This is a genomic window from Castellaniella sp. (assembly GCF_041675725.1).
Lineage (GTDB): Bacteria > Pseudomonadota > Gammaproteobacteria > Burkholderiales > Burkholderiaceae_B > Castellaniella.
Genome location: NZ_JBAYTI010000037.1, coordinates 1 through 16246, shown reverse-complemented (window position 1 = coordinate 16246; position 16246 = coordinate 1). Strand labels below are relative to the sequence as shown.

The following is a 16246-nucleotide window of genomic DNA, read 5'->3' as shown; positions in this document are numbered from 1 at the left end:
GCGTGCCCCTCAATGCCGATCTGCACAGCCATTCCTGCGCGTCCGACGGCGTGCTCGCACCGTCGGACGTCGCCGCCCGTGCCCGGGCCAACGGGGTGCAGGTCTGGGCCCTGACCGATCACGATGAAACCCGGGGCCTGGCCGAGGCTGCCCAGGCCGCATCGGCCCTGGGCATGGTGTTCGTTCCGGGTGTCGAGATTTCAGTCACCTGGGCGGGCCATACGGTCCATGTGCTCGGCCTGAACATCGACCCGGCGGATACGGCGCTGGCCGCGGGCCTTGCGCAGATCCGCCAGGTGCGCCGGGACAGGGCGCGCCGCATTTCAGATCTGCTTGCCGCCCATGGCATTCATCGTGCCCTGCAAGGGGCCTTGTCCGTCGCGGGCAACCCGGCGCTCATCGGTCGCTTGCATTTTGCCCGGTTTCTGGTCGAGCAGGGGCACTGCAGGACCACGCAGCAGGCGTTTGATCGCTACCTGGGTGAAGGCCGCCGCGCGTACGTACCTGTTCGCTGGACCCGCCTGAAGGCGGCATTGGGCTGGATCCACGGTGCCGGCGGCAAAGCCGTCATCGCCCACCCATGGCGTCATCGGCACGATGCGAACCAGCAGACGGCACTATTCGACACGTTCAAGGACCTGGGCGGCGAGGGGCTCGAGGTGCTTGCCGGGCCCCGTGCGCCCGCCAGACACGACGCTTACGTCCGTCTGGCGCAGCACTACGGCTTCGAAGGATCCCGTGGTTCCGATTTCCATGCGCCCGGGGCCGGGCACTTCGATCTGGGCCGCATGCCTGATCTGCCCGCCAGCCTGACGCCCGTGTGGCATGATTGGGTATGATGCCTGCGGTGTGCGCAGGCGAGCGCTCGGAGTGGGGTGAATGAACAAGGCTTTTGTCAAAGAAACGGATCAGGACGACGACGATGATATGCCGGACGTCCCGACCTTGCCGGCGGGCGTCAAGAACTACATCACGGCAGACGGCTACCGGGCGCTGAACGACGAGCTCATGCATCTCATGAACACCGAGCGCCCCGACGTCGTATCGGTGGTGTCGTGGGCTGCGTCCAATGGCGATCGCTCGGAAAATGGCGACTATCTCTACGGCAAGAAACGTCTGCGCGAGATCGATCGGCGCATTCGTTTCCTGACGCGTCGCCTGGCCGAGGCCGAAGTGGTCGATCCTGCCCAGCAGCCCAATCGCGACCAGGTATTCTTTGGCGCCACGGTTTCATACAGCACGGCCGATGGCCAGGAAACCACCGTGACCATCGTCGGGGTCGATGAAGCGGAGCCATTGGCCGGGCGCATCAGCTGGGTGTCGCCAGTCGCGCGGGCGCTGCTGCGCGCGCACGTGGGGGATACGGTCAATCTGCGTTCGCCTGCGGGCAGCCAGGAACTCGACATACTTGACGTGACGTATCCCGATCCCTGAAAGATCTTTGGCGGCCCGGCTAAAATAGGCCCTTTGTATCTGCCTGCGGGTCCGTCGCCGTGTCTTCCATTTTGATTCTTCCTGGCTCTGCTGCCCTATCGGACTTTCGCCGTGATCGCCTGCTGCGCGAGCTCAACGAAGACGGGGTGGTTCTGGCAGGCCTGGAGGCGTCCAGCTGCTATTTCGTGCAACTGGACGCCGCCCTGACGGTAGATGAACGCGCGCGCCTGCAGGCCTTGCTGGATGATGGCAGGCCGGTGCCCGCACCGGTGGCGGAACGGCATGCGGCGGGTTTTCTGGTCGTGCCGCGCCCCGGAACCATCTCGCCGTGGTCCAGCAAGGCCACCGATATTGCGCACCATTGCGGTCTGGGCAAGGTACGCCGGGTCGAGCTGGGCACGCGCTATGAATTCTGGCCCCAAACCGGGCTGTTGCGCGGCAAGGGCCTGGGCGTCGAACAGCAACAGGCCGTTGCGGCACGGGTGCACGACCGCATGACACAGGCCGTCGTGGCGCCCGATTTCGACGGCCGGGCGCTATTCGAAACCCTGCCGGGCAGGCCCTTGAGTACGCTCGATGTGCTGGCCCGTGGGCGCGTCGCGCTCGAAGAGGGCAATCGGGCCATGGGGCTCGCGCTTTCAGATGACGAAATCGACTACCTGATGCGGGCCTTTCATGACCTGAAGCGCGATCCGACCGACGTCGAACTGATGATGTTCGCCCAGGCCAACAGCGAGCACTGCCGTCACAAGATCTTCAATGCGCACTGGGTCATCGATGGCCAGGTACACGGCAACAGCCTGTTCGACATGATTCGCGCTACGCACGGCGCGCAGCCCCGTGGCACGGTGGTGGCTTATTCGGACAACGCGGCGGTCATGGAAGGCGGGCCGGCCCAGGTGTTTCATGCCGACCCGAATGGCTTGGCCTACGGCCGCCATGCCATGACCGCCCACGTGCTCATGAAGGTCGAGACCCACAATCACCCCACGGCCATCGCGCCGTTTCCCGGGGCTGCCACCGGCGCCGGAGGCGAGATCCGTGACGAAGGCGCCACGGGCCGGGGGTCGCGCCCGAAGGCCGGGCTGACGGGCTTCACCGTGTCCGCCCTGCACCTGGACGGCGCCGTCGAGCCCTGGGAGCCGCCCCGACACGCGCCCGACCGCATTGCGTCGCCGCTGGAGATCATGGTGCAGGGCCCCATCGGGGCCGCCGCTTTCAACAATGAATTCGGCCGGCCCAATCTGCTGGGCTATTTTCGCAGCTTCGAGGCGCACCAGGCAGGCGTGCACTGGGGCTATCACAAACCCATCATGCTGGCGGGGGGGCTGGGGCAGATCGACGCGCGCCAGACCGCCAAGGCGGCTATCCCCCCGGGCGCCTTGTTGATTCAGTTGGGCGGGCCTGGCATGCGCATCGGCATGGGCGGTGGGGCCGCCTCCAGTATGGGGGTCGGCAGCAATACGCAGGCGCTGGATTATGATTCGGTCCAGCGCGGCAACCCCGAGATGCAGCGTCGCGCCCAAGAAGTCATCGACCGCTGCTGGCAGCTGGGCGAAGCCAACCCTATTCTGGCCATTCATGATGTCGGGGCGGGGGGCTTGTCCAACGCGTTCCCCGAACTGGTGCACGACGCCGGACGCGGTGCCGAGTTCGAGCTGCAGCGGATCCCCGTCCAAGAGTCGGGCTTGTCACCAGCGGAAATCTGGAGCAATGAATCCCAAGAACGCTATGTGCTGGCCCTCATGCCGGACGACCTGGGCCGTTTTGCGGCCCTGGCCGAGCGCGAGCGCTGTCCGTTTGCCGTCGTGGGCGTGGCCACCGAAGCACCGCGCCTGCGGGTGACGGACGGCCTGGGGCTGCCGGGCCTTGACCGGCCGGATTCAGGCTCGGCGGCAGCCGCCGACCTGGCGCAGGATCTGGTGCAAGACCACACGCCGCTGCAACCGGTCGACGTCCCGCTCGAAGTCATTCTCGGCAAGCCGCCGCGCATGCAGCGCCAGGCCACTCGCCAGCCATTTTCGGGGGCTGACCCAGACCTCGCCGGTATCGAATTGGGGGACGCAATCGAACGGGTGCTGCGCCACCCCACCGTCGCCGATAAATCCTTTTTGATCACAATCGGCGACCGCACCGTCGGGGGGCTGACGGTCCGCGACCCGATGGTCGGGCCCTGGCAGGTTCCGGTAGCGGACTGCGCCGTCACCCTGCGCGATTACGAAGGGTTGGCCGGTGAAGCCATGGCCATGGGGGAACGCACGCCGCTGGCCATCATCGATCCGCAGGCTTCAGGGCGGATGGCCGTGGCCGAGGCCCTCACCAATCTGGCGGCCGCGCCCGTCGTTCAGCTCGAGGACGTCAAACTGTCCGCCAACTGGATGGCCGCCTGTGGCGAACCGGGCCAGGACGCAGCCTTGTACGATACGGTGGCGGCCGTGAGCGATTGGTGCCAGGCGCTGGGGCTTTCGATTCCCGTGGGGAAAGACTCCCTATCCATGCGCACTCGCTGGGATGATGACGCGGGCGCGCATCAAGTGGTGTCGCCAGTGTCTCTGGTGGTGACGGCATTCGCGCCGGTGGCCGACGTGCGCGCCACCCTCACGCCACAGCTGGATGCCCAAGCCGGCGCCTCGGTGCTCGTGCTCATCGACCTGGGCGAGGGCCGCCAGCGTCTGGGCGGGTCGATCCTCGCACAGGCCTATGGCGCCATTGGCGCCGAAGCGCCCGACATGCACGAAGCCTCTTTGCTGCGCGCCGGCTTTCTGGCGGTGCGCGATATGGCCACGCGCGGCTGGCTGTTGGCCTGCCACGACCGCTCCGACGGTGGCTTATTGGCCTGTGCCGCCGAAATGGCGTTTGCCGGCCGCCTGGGGGTGTCCCTGAATCTGGACATGTTGACCATCGACCCGCTCACCGATGACGCGGGCGACTACAAGATCAAGAACGATCAGGTCACCATGCTGCACCATGACCGCAACCTGCGTGCACTGTTCAACGAGGAAGCTGGCTGGCTGCTGCAAGTGTCGCGCGACCGCCGCGACGAGGTCCTGCAGTATTTGCGCCAAGCGGGCCTGGCGCATTGTGCGCACGTGGTGGGCATGCCCAACGACAAGCGCGAACTGCAGGTGTTTCGCGATGGCGCTATCGTATATCGTCGCCCGCTGGCCGAGCTTGGCAGCATCTGGAGCGAACCTGGGAAGCGCATCCGTCTGCACCGTGATCATCCAGACTGCGTGCTGGCGGAGCATCAGCGCTGGGAAGACGTCGACGACCCGGGCCTTGGCGCGCAAGTGCATTTCGATCCCCAGGAAGACATCGCCGCGCCCTTCATCGCATCGGGTACTCGGCCGCGCCTGGCTGTTCTGCGCGAGCAGGGCTGCAACAGCCAGGTCGAAATGGCCTGGGCCTTCGATGTGGCCGGCTTCGAGGCGGTGGATGTGCACATGTCCGATCTGCTTGAAAGGCGGGTCGAACTCGCGTCCATGCAGGGCCTCGTGGCCGTCGGCGGGTTCAGCTACGGCGACGTCCTCGGGGCGGGCGAGGGCTGGGCGCGCACGATTCGCTACAACCCCGTCTTGCTGGAGGCATTTGGTGCTTTTTTTGCCCGGCCCGATGCTTTCGCCCTCGGGGTCTGCAACGGTTGCCAGATGATGGCGGCGCTGGCCGATCTCATCCCCGGCGCCGAGCACTGGCCACATTTCACGCGCAACCGTTCCGAACAATATGAGGCACGGCTGTCCATGGTTGAAGTCGCCGATTCGCCGTCGTTGTTTTTCTCGGGAATGGCCGGCCTGCAGGCGCCGATCGCGGTGGCGCATGGCGAGGGGCGGGCCGATTTCTCGCGCCAGGGCGATGCGTCCAAGGCGGCGCTGGCACTGGCCTATGTGGATCATCGCGGCCAGCGCACAGAAGCCTATCCAGCCAACCCCAACGGCAGCCCGCAGGGGCTGGCGGCCGTCACCACGGCCGATGGACGCTTCACTGTAATGATGCCGCATCCGGAGCGGGTCGTGCGCAACCTGAACCTGTCGTGGCGGCCGTCCACTTGGGGGCCGGCCGACAGCCATGACGGCGCCGCAGAGCAGGGCGGGTTCAGCCCCTGGATGCGCATGTTCCGCAACGCACGGGTCTGGCTGGGTTGAGGCATGGCAGGCCAGGGTCGAGGCACGGCGGGCTATAATCGACCTTTGTGCGGAGTTGTTTCATGCGTCTCATCAAGAAAGCCCTGACCTTCGACGACGTCTTGCTGGTTCCGGCCTATTCCCAGATCCTGCCGCGCGACGCGCACCTGGGCACCCAGCTGACGCGCAGCATTCAATTAAACATTCCGCTGGTGTCGGCGGCCATGGATACCGTCACCGAATCCCGCCTGGCCATCGCCATGGCCCAGGAAGGCGGCATTGGCGTCATCCACAAGAACCTCAGCGCCGATGCCCAGGCACGCGAGGTCGCACGCGTCAAGCGGCACGAATTCGGCATCGTCATCGATCCAGTCACGGTCACGCCCACCATGAAGGTGCGCGATGCCATCGCCCTGCAGCGCCAGCATGGCATCTCCGGGCTGCCCGTGGTCGAAGCCGGCAAGTTGGTGGGTATCGTCACCAATCGCGACCTGCGTTTCGAAGATCGTCTCGATCTGTCGCTGCGCGAAGTCATGACCCCCCAAGAGCGCCTGGTTACGCTGCGCGAGGGCGCTACGCTCGAAGAGGCCCAGGCGCTCATGCATCGTCATCGGCTCGAGCGCGTGCTCATTGTCAACGATCAGTTTCAGCTGCGCGGCCTGGCCACCGTAAAAGACATCGTCAAGAATACCGAACATCCGCTTGCCTGCAAGGATGCACAGGGGCAGCTGCGGGTCGGTGCCGCCGTCGGCGTGGGCGAGGCCTCTGAAGAACGGGTCGAAAAACTGGCGGCCGCCGGGGTGGACGTCATCGTGGTCGATACCGCGCACGGCCATTCGGCAGGCGTGCTCGATCGGGTGCGTTGGGTCAAGAAGCACTATCCGCGTATCCAGGTCATCGGCGGCAACATCGCCACCGCCGCCGCCGCGCTGGCGCTTGCCGAAGCGGGGGCCGATGCGGTCAAGGTCGGCATCGGTCCCGGCTCGATCTGCACCACGCGGGTGGTTGCTGGCGTGGGGGTGCCGCAAATCACGGCCATCTCCGATGTCGCTCAAGCGCTCAAGGGGTCGGGCATTCCGCTCATCGCGGATGGCGGCATACGGTATTCGGGGGATGTGTCCAAGGCGCTCGCGGCGGGGGCCTCCAGTTGCATGATGGGCAGCATGTTTGCCGGCACCGAGGAAGCGCCTGGCGAAGTCGTGTTGTTTCAGGGCCGGTCGTATAAATCGTATCGCGGCATGGGCAGCCTTGGCGCCATGGCCGATGGTTCGGCAGATCGCTACTTCCAGGATCCCACCAACAACCTCGAAAAACTGGTGCCCGAGGGTATCGAGGCGCGGGTCCCCTACAAGGGCAGCGTGATCGCCATCATGTACCAACTCGTGGGCGGCATCCGGGCATCCATGGGCTACTGTGGCTGCGCCACCATCGCCGATTTGCACGCGCAGGCCGAATTCGTCGAAATCACCGCTTCGGGCGTCCGAGAATCCCACGTGCACGACGTGCAGATCACCAAAGAAGCGCCCAATTATCGGGCCGACTGATCCATCAGCCCGCCAGCGCCGGGGGCGCTGGCAGCGATATCCAGCAGTATCCCGGCGACCTGTTGCGGGTGGCTGATCATGGCGTCATGCCCAGCGGCCAACTCGCGCCACTGCCAGCGGTTGCCAAACTGCTCTCGAGCCCACGACCAGGCGCCATCGACTGGCCCGAAGACTGGATCCGTGCAGCGGATGTGGGTGACGGGTAACCCATGGCCAGGTGGGTTTCGGAGCTGCAGTGGCTCGCGATAGGTACCGATCGGGTGGGGAACCAGGCGCGCCTGCACGTAGGCCTGGTCGTCGGGGTTCGGCAGGCCCAGCCGGGCGGCTTGGGGCGGCGGCAGGCCACCGACTTGCGCTGCACCGTGCTCGAGCTTGGCCACGACCTCGGGCGACAGTGTATCGAAGGCGGACTGCCCCGACGGCAGCAGGAACGGATCCAGCAGGATCAGGTGCCCGATCCGTTGCGGCAGGCGATCCGCCACGCCGGTTGCAACCAGGCCGCCAAAACTGTGGCCGACCAACAGGATCGTGTGCAGGTCATGTTGGTCGATATAGCGGCAAATATCATCGATGAACGTACTCAGGCCGATATCGGCCAGGGATTCGTGGCTGCGCTCGCCCAGGCCGGGCAGGGTGGGCGTGTGCACGTTGTGGCCTGCGTGACGCAGCGACTCGGCCACCGCATCCCAGCACCAGGCGCCATGCCAGGCACCGTGTATCAACATGAAGGTTTTCTTGTCCAAGGCGTCTGTTTCCATAGGGGTCGGGGCTCGTGCAAATGGATTGGAATAGGGCTTGCTGCGTATTTTGGCAGCCAACGATTGGCCCGCAACAGGCTCGCGGCGGGTCAATGCAGCCTGAGGATGGGTACTGCGCCTGCAATCAGACCCACCGCACCCACCGCCAGCGAGAATTCCAGCGGTGCACCGAACCATTCGTGCGTAAGGCTGAAAAATAACGGACCGATCAGCTGGCCTACGGCGAATGAGGCGGTCATTGCCGCCATTTGCTGCTTGACGACGGCGTGTGTCACGATGGCCTGCGCCTCTTGGAAGCCTACCATGGTAATGACGACGAAGGTGCTGCCGATGCAGCATGCGGCGATCAGAATCGGGGTCAGGGTATGCCAGAAAATCGGCAGTGCGAGCCCCAGAGCCATGATGCCGTGCGAGGCTGCCCAGATTTGTATGCTTGTATAGCGCCGGACCAGGAAAAATGAAACCAGCAGGGTGGCTGCCGCACTGGTCAGGCCCAGTACGGGCCAGGCCAGGCTGAACATCCAGGGATCGGGCACCAGCTCTTTGGCCTGGGCAGGCAGGAACGTGGCCGGCAGGATGTAGCCAAAGCCAAACACCCCGTAGCATAGAATCAGCCCCCAGTGCAACTTGGCTTGGGGCTTTGCCGGTGGGCGCGCGTCGCTGGGCGCGCCGGCCGTCGCCTTATCTGGGTGTTTGGCTTCGGCCTGGGCCGTCCCGATAGCGGGCAGGTCTTCGCGCCACATGGTGGAGGCACCCATGAGGCCTAGCAGCGCCACCGCCGCCAGCCACAACCAGGCCTCGGACGACGAGGCGCCCAGCACGGTGAGCGCCATGCATGTCAGGCCGGCAAACATGATGCCAATGCCGACACCCGAAAACATCACACCGCCCATCTGTGGCCGCCCTTGAGCGTTCATGTGCGCGAATCCCAGGGTGGCCACCCCGATCAGTACGAAGGCACTGGCCACGCCGGCCAGCAATCGCCATGCCAGCCAGCCGAGCCAATGGCTGTCCAGGCCCATGGCGGCCGTAGGCAGCACCACCAGCCACATGCCTGCTTGCAATAGGCGGGCCGGCGTCCAATTCAGCCGCGTGACAAACAGAGCGCCCAGCAGATAGCCCAGGTAATTGGTGCTGGCCAGCCAGCCCCCTTCGGATAGGCTGATTCCTTGATCGGCCTGCATCATGGGCAGAATGGGGGTGAAGGCAAAGCGACCTATGCCCATGGCGACGGCCAATGCCAGAAAGCCGGCCAGCGGCAGCGGGGTGCGAAACAAGGGTGAGCCCATCGATAGAATTCTCCTTCCAGGCGGTACTGTACCGTGCCTGCGGGCGCTTGCGCCAATGAGTTACATTAACGGCTTGAATCAGCCCTGGACACCCACGTCATGCATCAGCGTCTTATCATCCTGGATTACGGCTCCCAGGTCACCCAGCTCATTGCCCGCCGTATTCGAGAAGTGGGGGTATATTGTGAAATCCACGCAGGCGACGTCGATGCGGCCTTCATCCAGGCGCAGTCTGCAATGGGGTTGAAAGGGATCATTCTGTCGGGCGGACATGCGTCTGCTTATGCCGATGAGTCCATCAAGGTGCCTGCGGCAGTGTTCGAGGCGGGGGTCCCCGTGCTGGGCATCTGCTACGGCATGCAGGCCATGGCCCTGCAGCTGGGGGGCGAGGTCCAGTTTGCGGAGCAGCGCGAATATGGCTACGCTGAAGTTCGTGCGCACGGCCATACACGCCTGCTCCATGGGCTGCAGGATTTTGTAACCGACAGCGGCCATGGCATGCTGAAAGTCTGGATGAGCCACGGCGACCAGGTTACCCGCCTGCCGTCCGGATTCATCCGCATGGCCTCCACCCCGACCTGCGACATTGCCGGCATGGCCGATGAGCAACGGGGTTTCTATGGCGTGCAGTTTCACCCCGAAGTCACGCATACCCTGCAGGGCAAGGCGATTCTGCAGCGTTTTGCCGTCGACATCTGCGGCTGCGCGCGCGATTGGAACATGCCTGATTACGTGGCCGAACAAATTGCACGCATTCGTGAACAAGTGGGCACGGACGAGGTGATTCTAGGCCTGTCGGGCGGCGTGGATTCATCTGTTGCCGCCGCCCTGATCCATCGTGCGATCGGCAACCAGCTTACCTGCGTTTTCGTCGATCACGGCCTGCTGCGCCTGAACGAGGCGCAACAAGTCATGGAGACCATGTCGGCCCATTTGGGTATTCGCGTCATCCACGTGGATGCCTCGACACAGTTCATGGGCCAGTTGGCTGGCATTGCCGACCCTGAATTAAAGCGCAAGACGATCGGGCGCGAATTCATCGAGGTGTTCCAGGCCCAGGCGGCCACCATGAAAACAGCCCGCTGGCTGGCCCAGGGGACCATCTATCCGGATGTGATCGAGTCGGCCGCCTCCAAGACCGGCAAGGCGGTTGCGATCAAGTCGCACCACAATGTCGGCGGTTTGCCCGAGACGCTGAACTTGAAACTGCTCGAACCCTTGCGCGAACTGTTCAAGGACGAGGTGCGCCAGCTGGGGTTGGCCCTGGGACTGCCGCCTGCCATGGTGTTTCGCCATCCTTTTCCCGGCCCCGGGCTGGGAGTGCGGATCCTGGGTGAGGTCAAGGCCGAATATGCCGACATGCTGCGCCGCGCGGATGACATTTTCATCACGGAATTGCGCAATACAGTCGATCCTGGATCGGGCCAGTCATGGTATGACCTGACCTCACAGGCTTTTGCCGTATTCTTGCCCGTGAAGTCGGTCGGTGTGATGGGGGATGGGCGCACGTATGATTATGTCGTCGCCTTGCGGGCCGTGCAGACCACGGATTTCATGACGGCCGACTGGGCCGAGCTGCCGTATTCGTTGTTGAAGAAGGTGTCGTCGCGCATTATCAACGAGGTACGTGGCATCAACCGCGTCACGTACGACGTGTCGAGCAAACCACCTGCAACGATTGAGTGGGAGTGATTTCCCGCCTGGCACGCTGATGCGATAGCTGGCATCAGAACGATGGAGAGCCCCTGTTTTAGCGGCTCTCCATTTCTTTTTCTGGTTTTGGCTGGCAAGTGCTGGCAGGCCCAAGCATGTTTTCCGGATGGTATTTTTGAAGGTATCGACGCTGCGTTATGATGGCGCGGCACCCGGTACCATCCATTGATGATTGATGTTCGGATGGTATTGAAACCTACTATCTATCTGATTTCAATCATTTTTTTATGAATCAATGGCACGATTAAAAGATGGTATTGGTGCTGCGTTTCAATACCATCCAAGGCTATCTGTGATTTCAGCAAGCCATTGATTCAAAAAAGGAAAGACATGCTCACCGATACCATGCTCCGCAACTTGAAGCCGCGTGATAAACAGTACAAGGTGGCGGATCGCGACGGGCTGTATGTGGCGGTGAGCGTGACGGGCGCGATCTCCTTTCGCTACAACTACCGGCTGAACGGCCGCAGCGAGACGCTGACATTCGGCCGCTATGGCGTGGGTGGTGTCACCCTGGCCGAGGCCCGGAACCTGCTGCGCGAGGCCAAGCAGAAAATTGCGGCTGGCGTATCGCCTGCCCAGGAAAAGGCCCGCAGCAAAGACAAGCTGCGGGGTGAAAAGCGGTTTGGGGCCTGGGCGCAGGACTGGCTGCGGGGGCACGACATGGCCGAATCCACCCGCGACATGCGTAGATCTTTGTACGAGCGTGACCTGAAGCCGTACTTTGCCAATCGGCTGCTGCACGAGATCACCGAAGAAGACGTGCGCAGCCGCGCGGACGCCATCCTGCAGCGAGGTGCGCCCGCGACGGCCGTGCTGGCGCGGGAAATCGTCATGCTGGTGTTTCGTTGGGCGTCGGCCAGGGGCTACAAAGGCAGCAACCCGGCCGATGGCGTACCGCCGTCATCCATCGCGCGGTTCAAGGCGCGGGAAAGATCCCTGGGGCCGGATGAAATCCGGTTGCTGTATCAATACCTGAATCGGGTGGCGACCACGCCGGTGATCCGCCTGGCGGTCAAGCTGCTGTTGCTGACCATGGTGCGCAAATCCGAACTGATCGAGGCCACCTGGGATGAGATCAACTTTACGGATGCCCTGTGGACCATCCCGGCGGAGCGCATGAAACGGCGCAATCCGCATAATGTGTATCTGAGCAGCCAGGCGCTGGACATCCTGATGGCCATGAAAGTCTGCGCGGGCGGGTCGCGCTGGATGCTGCCGGGGCGCTATGACCCGGATGTGTGCATGAGCAAAGCCACCTTGAACCAGGTGACCAAGCTGGTCTGGACATCGGCACAGGCCGACGGCCAGGATCTGCCGCAGTTTTCGCCCCATGATTTCCGGCGCACGGCCAGCACGCTGCTGAACGAAGCCGGGTATAACTCAGACTGGATCGAAAAATGCCTGGCCCACGAACAGCGCGGTGTGCGTAGCGTCTACAACAAAGCCGAATACGCCGAAGGGCGGCGCGAGATGCTGCAAGACTGGGCCAATATGATCGATGGCTGGACGCAGGGTCCGGCGGGTGCGTAGCGCACCGGCCGGATCTTGTACGGCCCCGGCTGGGCTAGGTGCCCGTGCGATGCAGGGGTGCCGACACGGCCGCGTCCATCTGGTGGTTGCGCGTGTTTTTGCGGGCTTCCAGCCAGGCATTGACCTCGGCCAGGTCCCAGGCGACGACGCGGTTGGACAGGCAGAAGCGCTGCGGGAATTCGCCACGCTTTTCCATATCGAAGATGGTGCGATCAGACAGCGGAACCTTGCTGAGCAGTTCCTTGCGGGTGATGGCGACGATGTTGGCGGCGGGGGCAGGGTGGGGGAAAAGGTCGGCTTCCGACCGGCTTGGTTCGTTCATGCGATTACCTCTTTCTGCGGGCATATTCAACATGATGTGCCCGAATACGGAAGTGACCTGCCGGCATGCCAGCAGGTCAGGGATTCTGTTCTTGGATTACGTCGCCATCCTCGATGTTGGGCGCCATTGTGGCGAACCAGGCGCTTCCCGCGAGGGGGGAAGTCCCCGCTGCACGCCATCGTTGATACCCCACGCGAGGGGCCGACGACACGAAGCGGATTTCACCGGTTTTACTTCAACCCCGATGCCTTACAGGTTGCTGCGCAATCGCATGCCGCGTAATCGGGCAGGGCGCAGTATTCATCGATTGTTTTTTGTTAAAGAGCCGGGCTGATGTGATCAGCTTGGGGGTATTTTCAGCAAAATGATTTATCTTGTCAATACCCTATTTGGCCCTTTTTATTTGCGCTGACTGAGATGCCTGATAGGCCCGAAAAGGGTAGCTGATTACCCTATGCAAGGCCCCGTTTTCACAGGATAATTTGTATATTGCTGTGTCAGCTTTGAACCTATGGGTTTCAAACTTGTCGGAGCTGGTCCATAGGGAGATCAAGGGCTGCCGCCCTGACCGGGCATCTGGTGGATGGCAAGAGCGGGGATGCCTTGTTACGGTTTAATGATCATTTTTACCTTGCTGCCAGGTAATGCCATGCGACTGCCAGGATTAGTCTTCATATTGATATATCAAAATAATCTTATAATCCATATTGTTAACATGGATATAGAAGCATATGCCGGATTTTCAACCTGTTCGTGCCGCCTGTGAGTTCGCGGGAGGCGTCACTGCGTTGGCCAGACGCCTAGGCCTTCCGCCGCAGGTCATCCACAGTTGGGCCATCGGCCAGCGACCGATACCAATCATTAGGTGTGTGGAGATCGAGGAACTGACAGGGGGGGAAGTCACCCGGAAGCAGTTGCGTCCGGATGACTGGTGGCAGATTTGGCCGGAATTGCGGGGGGAGGATTAGATGGAATCGCAGCCTGGCCCTGTGATACGGCTCCGCCCGCCAGTTTGTGGCGTGACCTGAATCTGCGTACTGATTCGCTCCTTCAAGGCGGGCACGTGCGAAATGACACCTATCAGCTTGCCGTCCTGCTGCAGGCCCGCGAGGGTTTCCAGGGCGGTGTCGAGGGCTTCCTCGTCGAGGGTGCCGAAGCCTTCATCCAGAAACAGTGAATCCACCCGGACGTTCCTGCTGGCCATATGGGACAACCCCAGCGCCAAGGACAGGCTAACGATAAAACTCTCCCCGCCGGAAAGGTTCTTCGTGGACCGAATTTCCCCAGCCTGGTAGTTATCGACTACGTTGAGCTCAAGGGGCTGAGCGTTGTCACGGGCCAGCAAGTATCGGTCGGTCATTTTCTGCAATTTCCGGTTGGCGTGACCAACCATCATTTCGAAGGTCAGCCCCTGAGCAAAATTGCGGTATTTTTTGCCGTCTGCCGAGCCGATCAATTCGTGCAGGTTTTCCCACCTGTGGCACTCTTTTTTCTGGGCCTCGATAGCTGTCTGCTTTTCCTTTATGCGCTCTTTTGCAGCCGTATTCTCACTTAGCTTGTGCTTGAGACCGGCAATGATGTCCCGCAGCTCTTTCAGGGCTTCCTCGTGCTCCTTGAATTGTGGCTCAAGCTCTTCCAGCGGTTTGTCGGTGACCTTGCGGGCCATTTCCGTAGCCAGGCGTGTTTCCCGATCCTTCTGTCTGGCCTTGAGATCCGTTTCACGCTCATCCAGATCCTTGGCCGTGGCTGTCAGCTCCGCCCGAGCTTCAGCGGGCAGTATGGCCGCCAGGAACTGTTCTTCATTTGAAAAGCCAACAGGCGCGAGTGCTGCGGAGAATTCTGTTTCAAGCCTTCTCAGTTCCGGCTCGCGTTGCTCGATGCGTTTCTTCAGAGATTCGACGTGGGCCTTTGCGGTATTCCATTTTTGTTGGAGCTCATTGTGCCGTTCTCTGGCCTGCTTTTCGGCATCTTCGGCATCTGAAATCGCCTTGTTTAAACGGCGCTCCTCATCGTCGGGATTCTTGTCGCCGTACAGTGCATTGCGCTCATCACTTCCAGCGGCGAGTTCCCTTTTCAATGTTTCAAGACGCTCCAGCTTTTCGGTCAGGGCGGTGCTTTGAGTTTCGATAACCGCATCCAGCCGCTTCACCTCGCTGTCGATGTCGGCAATCTGTTTCTCGATGTCCGCCTTGTTCTTGGCCTGGGTCTGCCACTCCTTCAGCCGCGCCTTAAGGGTTTCAATAAGTGATGAAATGTCCTTTTCAGGGATGTCCGCAATACCAAGCGGCTGGAGTTTGGTAGAGACAGACTGCATGCGTTCGGCAAAATCAGCACGGATTTTCACCAGGCTGTCCTTCACATCGGCGAGGGCTTTCTCGGCGGCCTTCTTGTCATTAGCCGCTGCTGACTCCAGCTTTTCAGCCTCCGTCAGGTTTTTACGGGCCAGGCTTTCAGCTTCTTCGAGTTTCTTGATGGCGGCTTCCTGATCCTCGGCTTTGCAAATCAGTCTGGTCAGGGCGTCGATCTTCAGTTCGGTTTCATCGGGGACGGGTACATTCCCTTCCGCGAAGGGGTGTTTGGTCGCGCCACAGAGCGGACAGGGCTTGCCGTCTTCCAGTTTTGCCCGGTGATCTTCAAGTTCTGCAATTTTCATCAGGAAGGCCATTTCTCGCAGCAGGGTTTCCTTCTCGGTGCGGTATTCCCGCAACAAGCGGTCCCCAAGTAGCTGGCTCAAAGCATCCTTGCCCTGCTGAAGCTGTTTTGAGGCGTCCTCCAGCTTCTGCTTCCGATTGCTGGATTGCTTCTGACAGTCGTCGAGTGACTTTGCCGCCAGTTCCTGAGCCGTCGTGGCCGTTTCTTGAGCGGCCTCCTTTTGAACGATTTCATTTTGCTTGGAGAGCAGGCCGCTCAACTGTTCTTCAACACCAGCCAGACCGCCGATCAGCCATTCATCCTGTGCATGTTCCTTGATGTAGCAGCCCACAAGTTCCAGCGTCTCATGAGCCTTGGATCGTTTTTCCTGCTCTTCGAGTCGAGCTTTTTTGTCTGCATCAATCTTTGCCGCGTCCTTCTTGCAGTCCTCATAACCTTCCGAAACGGCCTTTTTCTGATCAGCAAGTTTCTGGTCGAGGGAGCGAACCTTCTGCAATGTAGGCGTGGCCGCTTTCAGCGCTTCTTTTGCCCGAGCGGCTTGTTGCTCAGCCGATTTCAGTGCCTCGGCCTGTTCCTTGGCGGAGGATTCCAGTCCAGGAAGAGCCTCTTCCTCAGCTTTCAAGCCTGCTCTGTCATCCGCCTGCTGTTTGCGGGTGGCGGTGAGCGTTGCGTATGCGCCGTCCAGTGAGGCGGCACTCAAAGCCCGGCCCAGCTTTTCACGATCCGGTTTGAACGCCTCGATATCGCCCTGCAGTTTGCTCGCTTCATCGGCCAGGTTGATGATTTCCTTGTTCAGCCCGTCGATTGTGGTGAGCCAGGCAATGGCCTTCCCGGTGTCAGCGGATTTGGCGGCAAGGTCTGTCTCTTCCTTCTGCTTTGT

General features: G+C 61.8%; 11 protein-coding genes. 7 read left to right on the top strand and 4 right to left on the bottom strand.

Annotation, left to right across the window (positions count from 1 at the left end; genetic code table 11):
* The first annotated feature begins 2 nt into the window (after positions 1–2).
* The 4 genes from WCZ84_RS08880 to guaB all read left to right on the top strand — a co-directional run bounded on the left by WCZ84_RS08880 (position 3) and on the right by guaB (position 7099).
* Positions 3–839: a PHP domain-containing protein gene (locus WCZ84_RS08880; protein WP_372685914.1), complete on the top strand. Its 837-nt coding sequence runs from the start codon at positions 3–5 to the stop codon at positions 837–839.
* 40 nt (positions 840–879) lie between these two features.
* Complete coding sequence (gene greB, locus WCZ84_RS08875; RefSeq protein WP_372685913.1) at positions 880–1434, top strand: transcription elongation factor GreB; 555 nt, start codon at positions 880–882, stop codon at positions 1432–1434.
* Between the two features lie 59 nt (positions 1435–1493).
* Positions 1494–5576: a phosphoribosylformylglycinamidine synthase gene (purL, locus tag WCZ84_RS08870; RefSeq protein ID WP_372685912.1), complete on the top strand. Its 4083-nt coding sequence runs from the start codon at positions 1494–1496 to the stop codon at positions 5574–5576.
* A 62-nt stretch (positions 5577–5638) separates the two neighbouring features.
* Positions 5639–7099: an IMP dehydrogenase gene (gene guaB / locus WCZ84_RS08865; protein WP_372685911.1), complete on the top strand. Its 1461-nt coding sequence runs from the start codon at positions 5639–5641 to the stop codon at positions 7097–7099.
* Here the strand turns inward: guaB and WCZ84_RS08860 are convergent.
* Both WCZ84_RS08860 and WCZ84_RS08855 read right to left on the bottom strand, forming a co-directional pair.
* The gene (locus WCZ84_RS08860) at positions 7084–7824 is read right to left on the bottom strand and encodes an alpha/beta fold hydrolase (protein ID WP_372685910.1); all 741 of its coding nucleotides are present in this window, start codon (positions 7822–7824) and stop codon (positions 7084–7086) included. The genes guaB and WCZ84_RS08860 overlap by 16 nt on opposite strands.
* A 122-nt stretch (positions 7825–7946) precedes the next feature.
* A complete protein-coding gene (locus WCZ84_RS08855; RefSeq protein ID WP_372685909.1) occupies positions 7947–9146 on the bottom strand; it encodes a YbfB/YjiJ family MFS transporter in 1200 nt (399 codons plus the stop codon).
* A gap of 99 nt (positions 9147–9245) precedes the next feature.
* Here WCZ84_RS08855 and guaA point away from each other — a divergent pair, with 99 nt between their 5' ends.
* Together guaA and WCZ84_RS08845 are read left to right on the top strand one after the other, a co-directional pair.
* On the top strand, positions 9246–10838 hold the full coding sequence (gene guaA, locus WCZ84_RS08850) for a glutamine-hydrolyzing GMP synthase (protein ID WP_372685908.1): 1593 nt from the start codon (positions 9246–9248) through the stop codon (positions 10836–10838).
* Between the two features lie 351 nt (positions 10839–11189).
* Positions 11190–12392 (top strand): tyrosine-type recombinase/integrase, encoded by a 1203-nt coding sequence (locus WCZ84_RS08845; RefSeq protein WP_372685907.1) that lies wholly within the window; start codon positions 11190–11192, stop codon positions 12390–12392.
* Between the two features lie 34 nt (positions 12393–12426).
* On the opposite strand, the gene WCZ84_RS08840 is transcribed toward WCZ84_RS08845, so the two are convergent.
* Entirely contained in the window at positions 12427–12714 is a 288-nt protein-coding gene (locus tag WCZ84_RS08840) for a helix-turn-helix transcriptional regulator (RefSeq protein WP_372685906.1), read from the bottom strand.
* A 731-nt stretch (positions 12715–13445) separates the two neighbouring features.
* Between WCZ84_RS08840 and WCZ84_RS08835 the strand changes: the two genes are divergently transcribed.
* Complete coding sequence (locus tag WCZ84_RS08835; protein WP_343821038.1) at positions 13446–13682, top strand: YdaS family helix-turn-helix protein; 237 nt, start codon at positions 13446–13448, stop codon at positions 13680–13682.
* Here the strand turns inward: WCZ84_RS08835 and WCZ84_RS08830 are convergent.
* Positions 13679–16246: SbcC/MukB-like Walker B domain-containing protein (locus WCZ84_RS08830; RefSeq protein ID WP_372685905.1), on the bottom strand; the 2568-nt coding region annotated here is incomplete at its 5' end. The two genes, WCZ84_RS08835 and WCZ84_RS08830, sit on opposite strands and share 4 nt — an antisense overlap.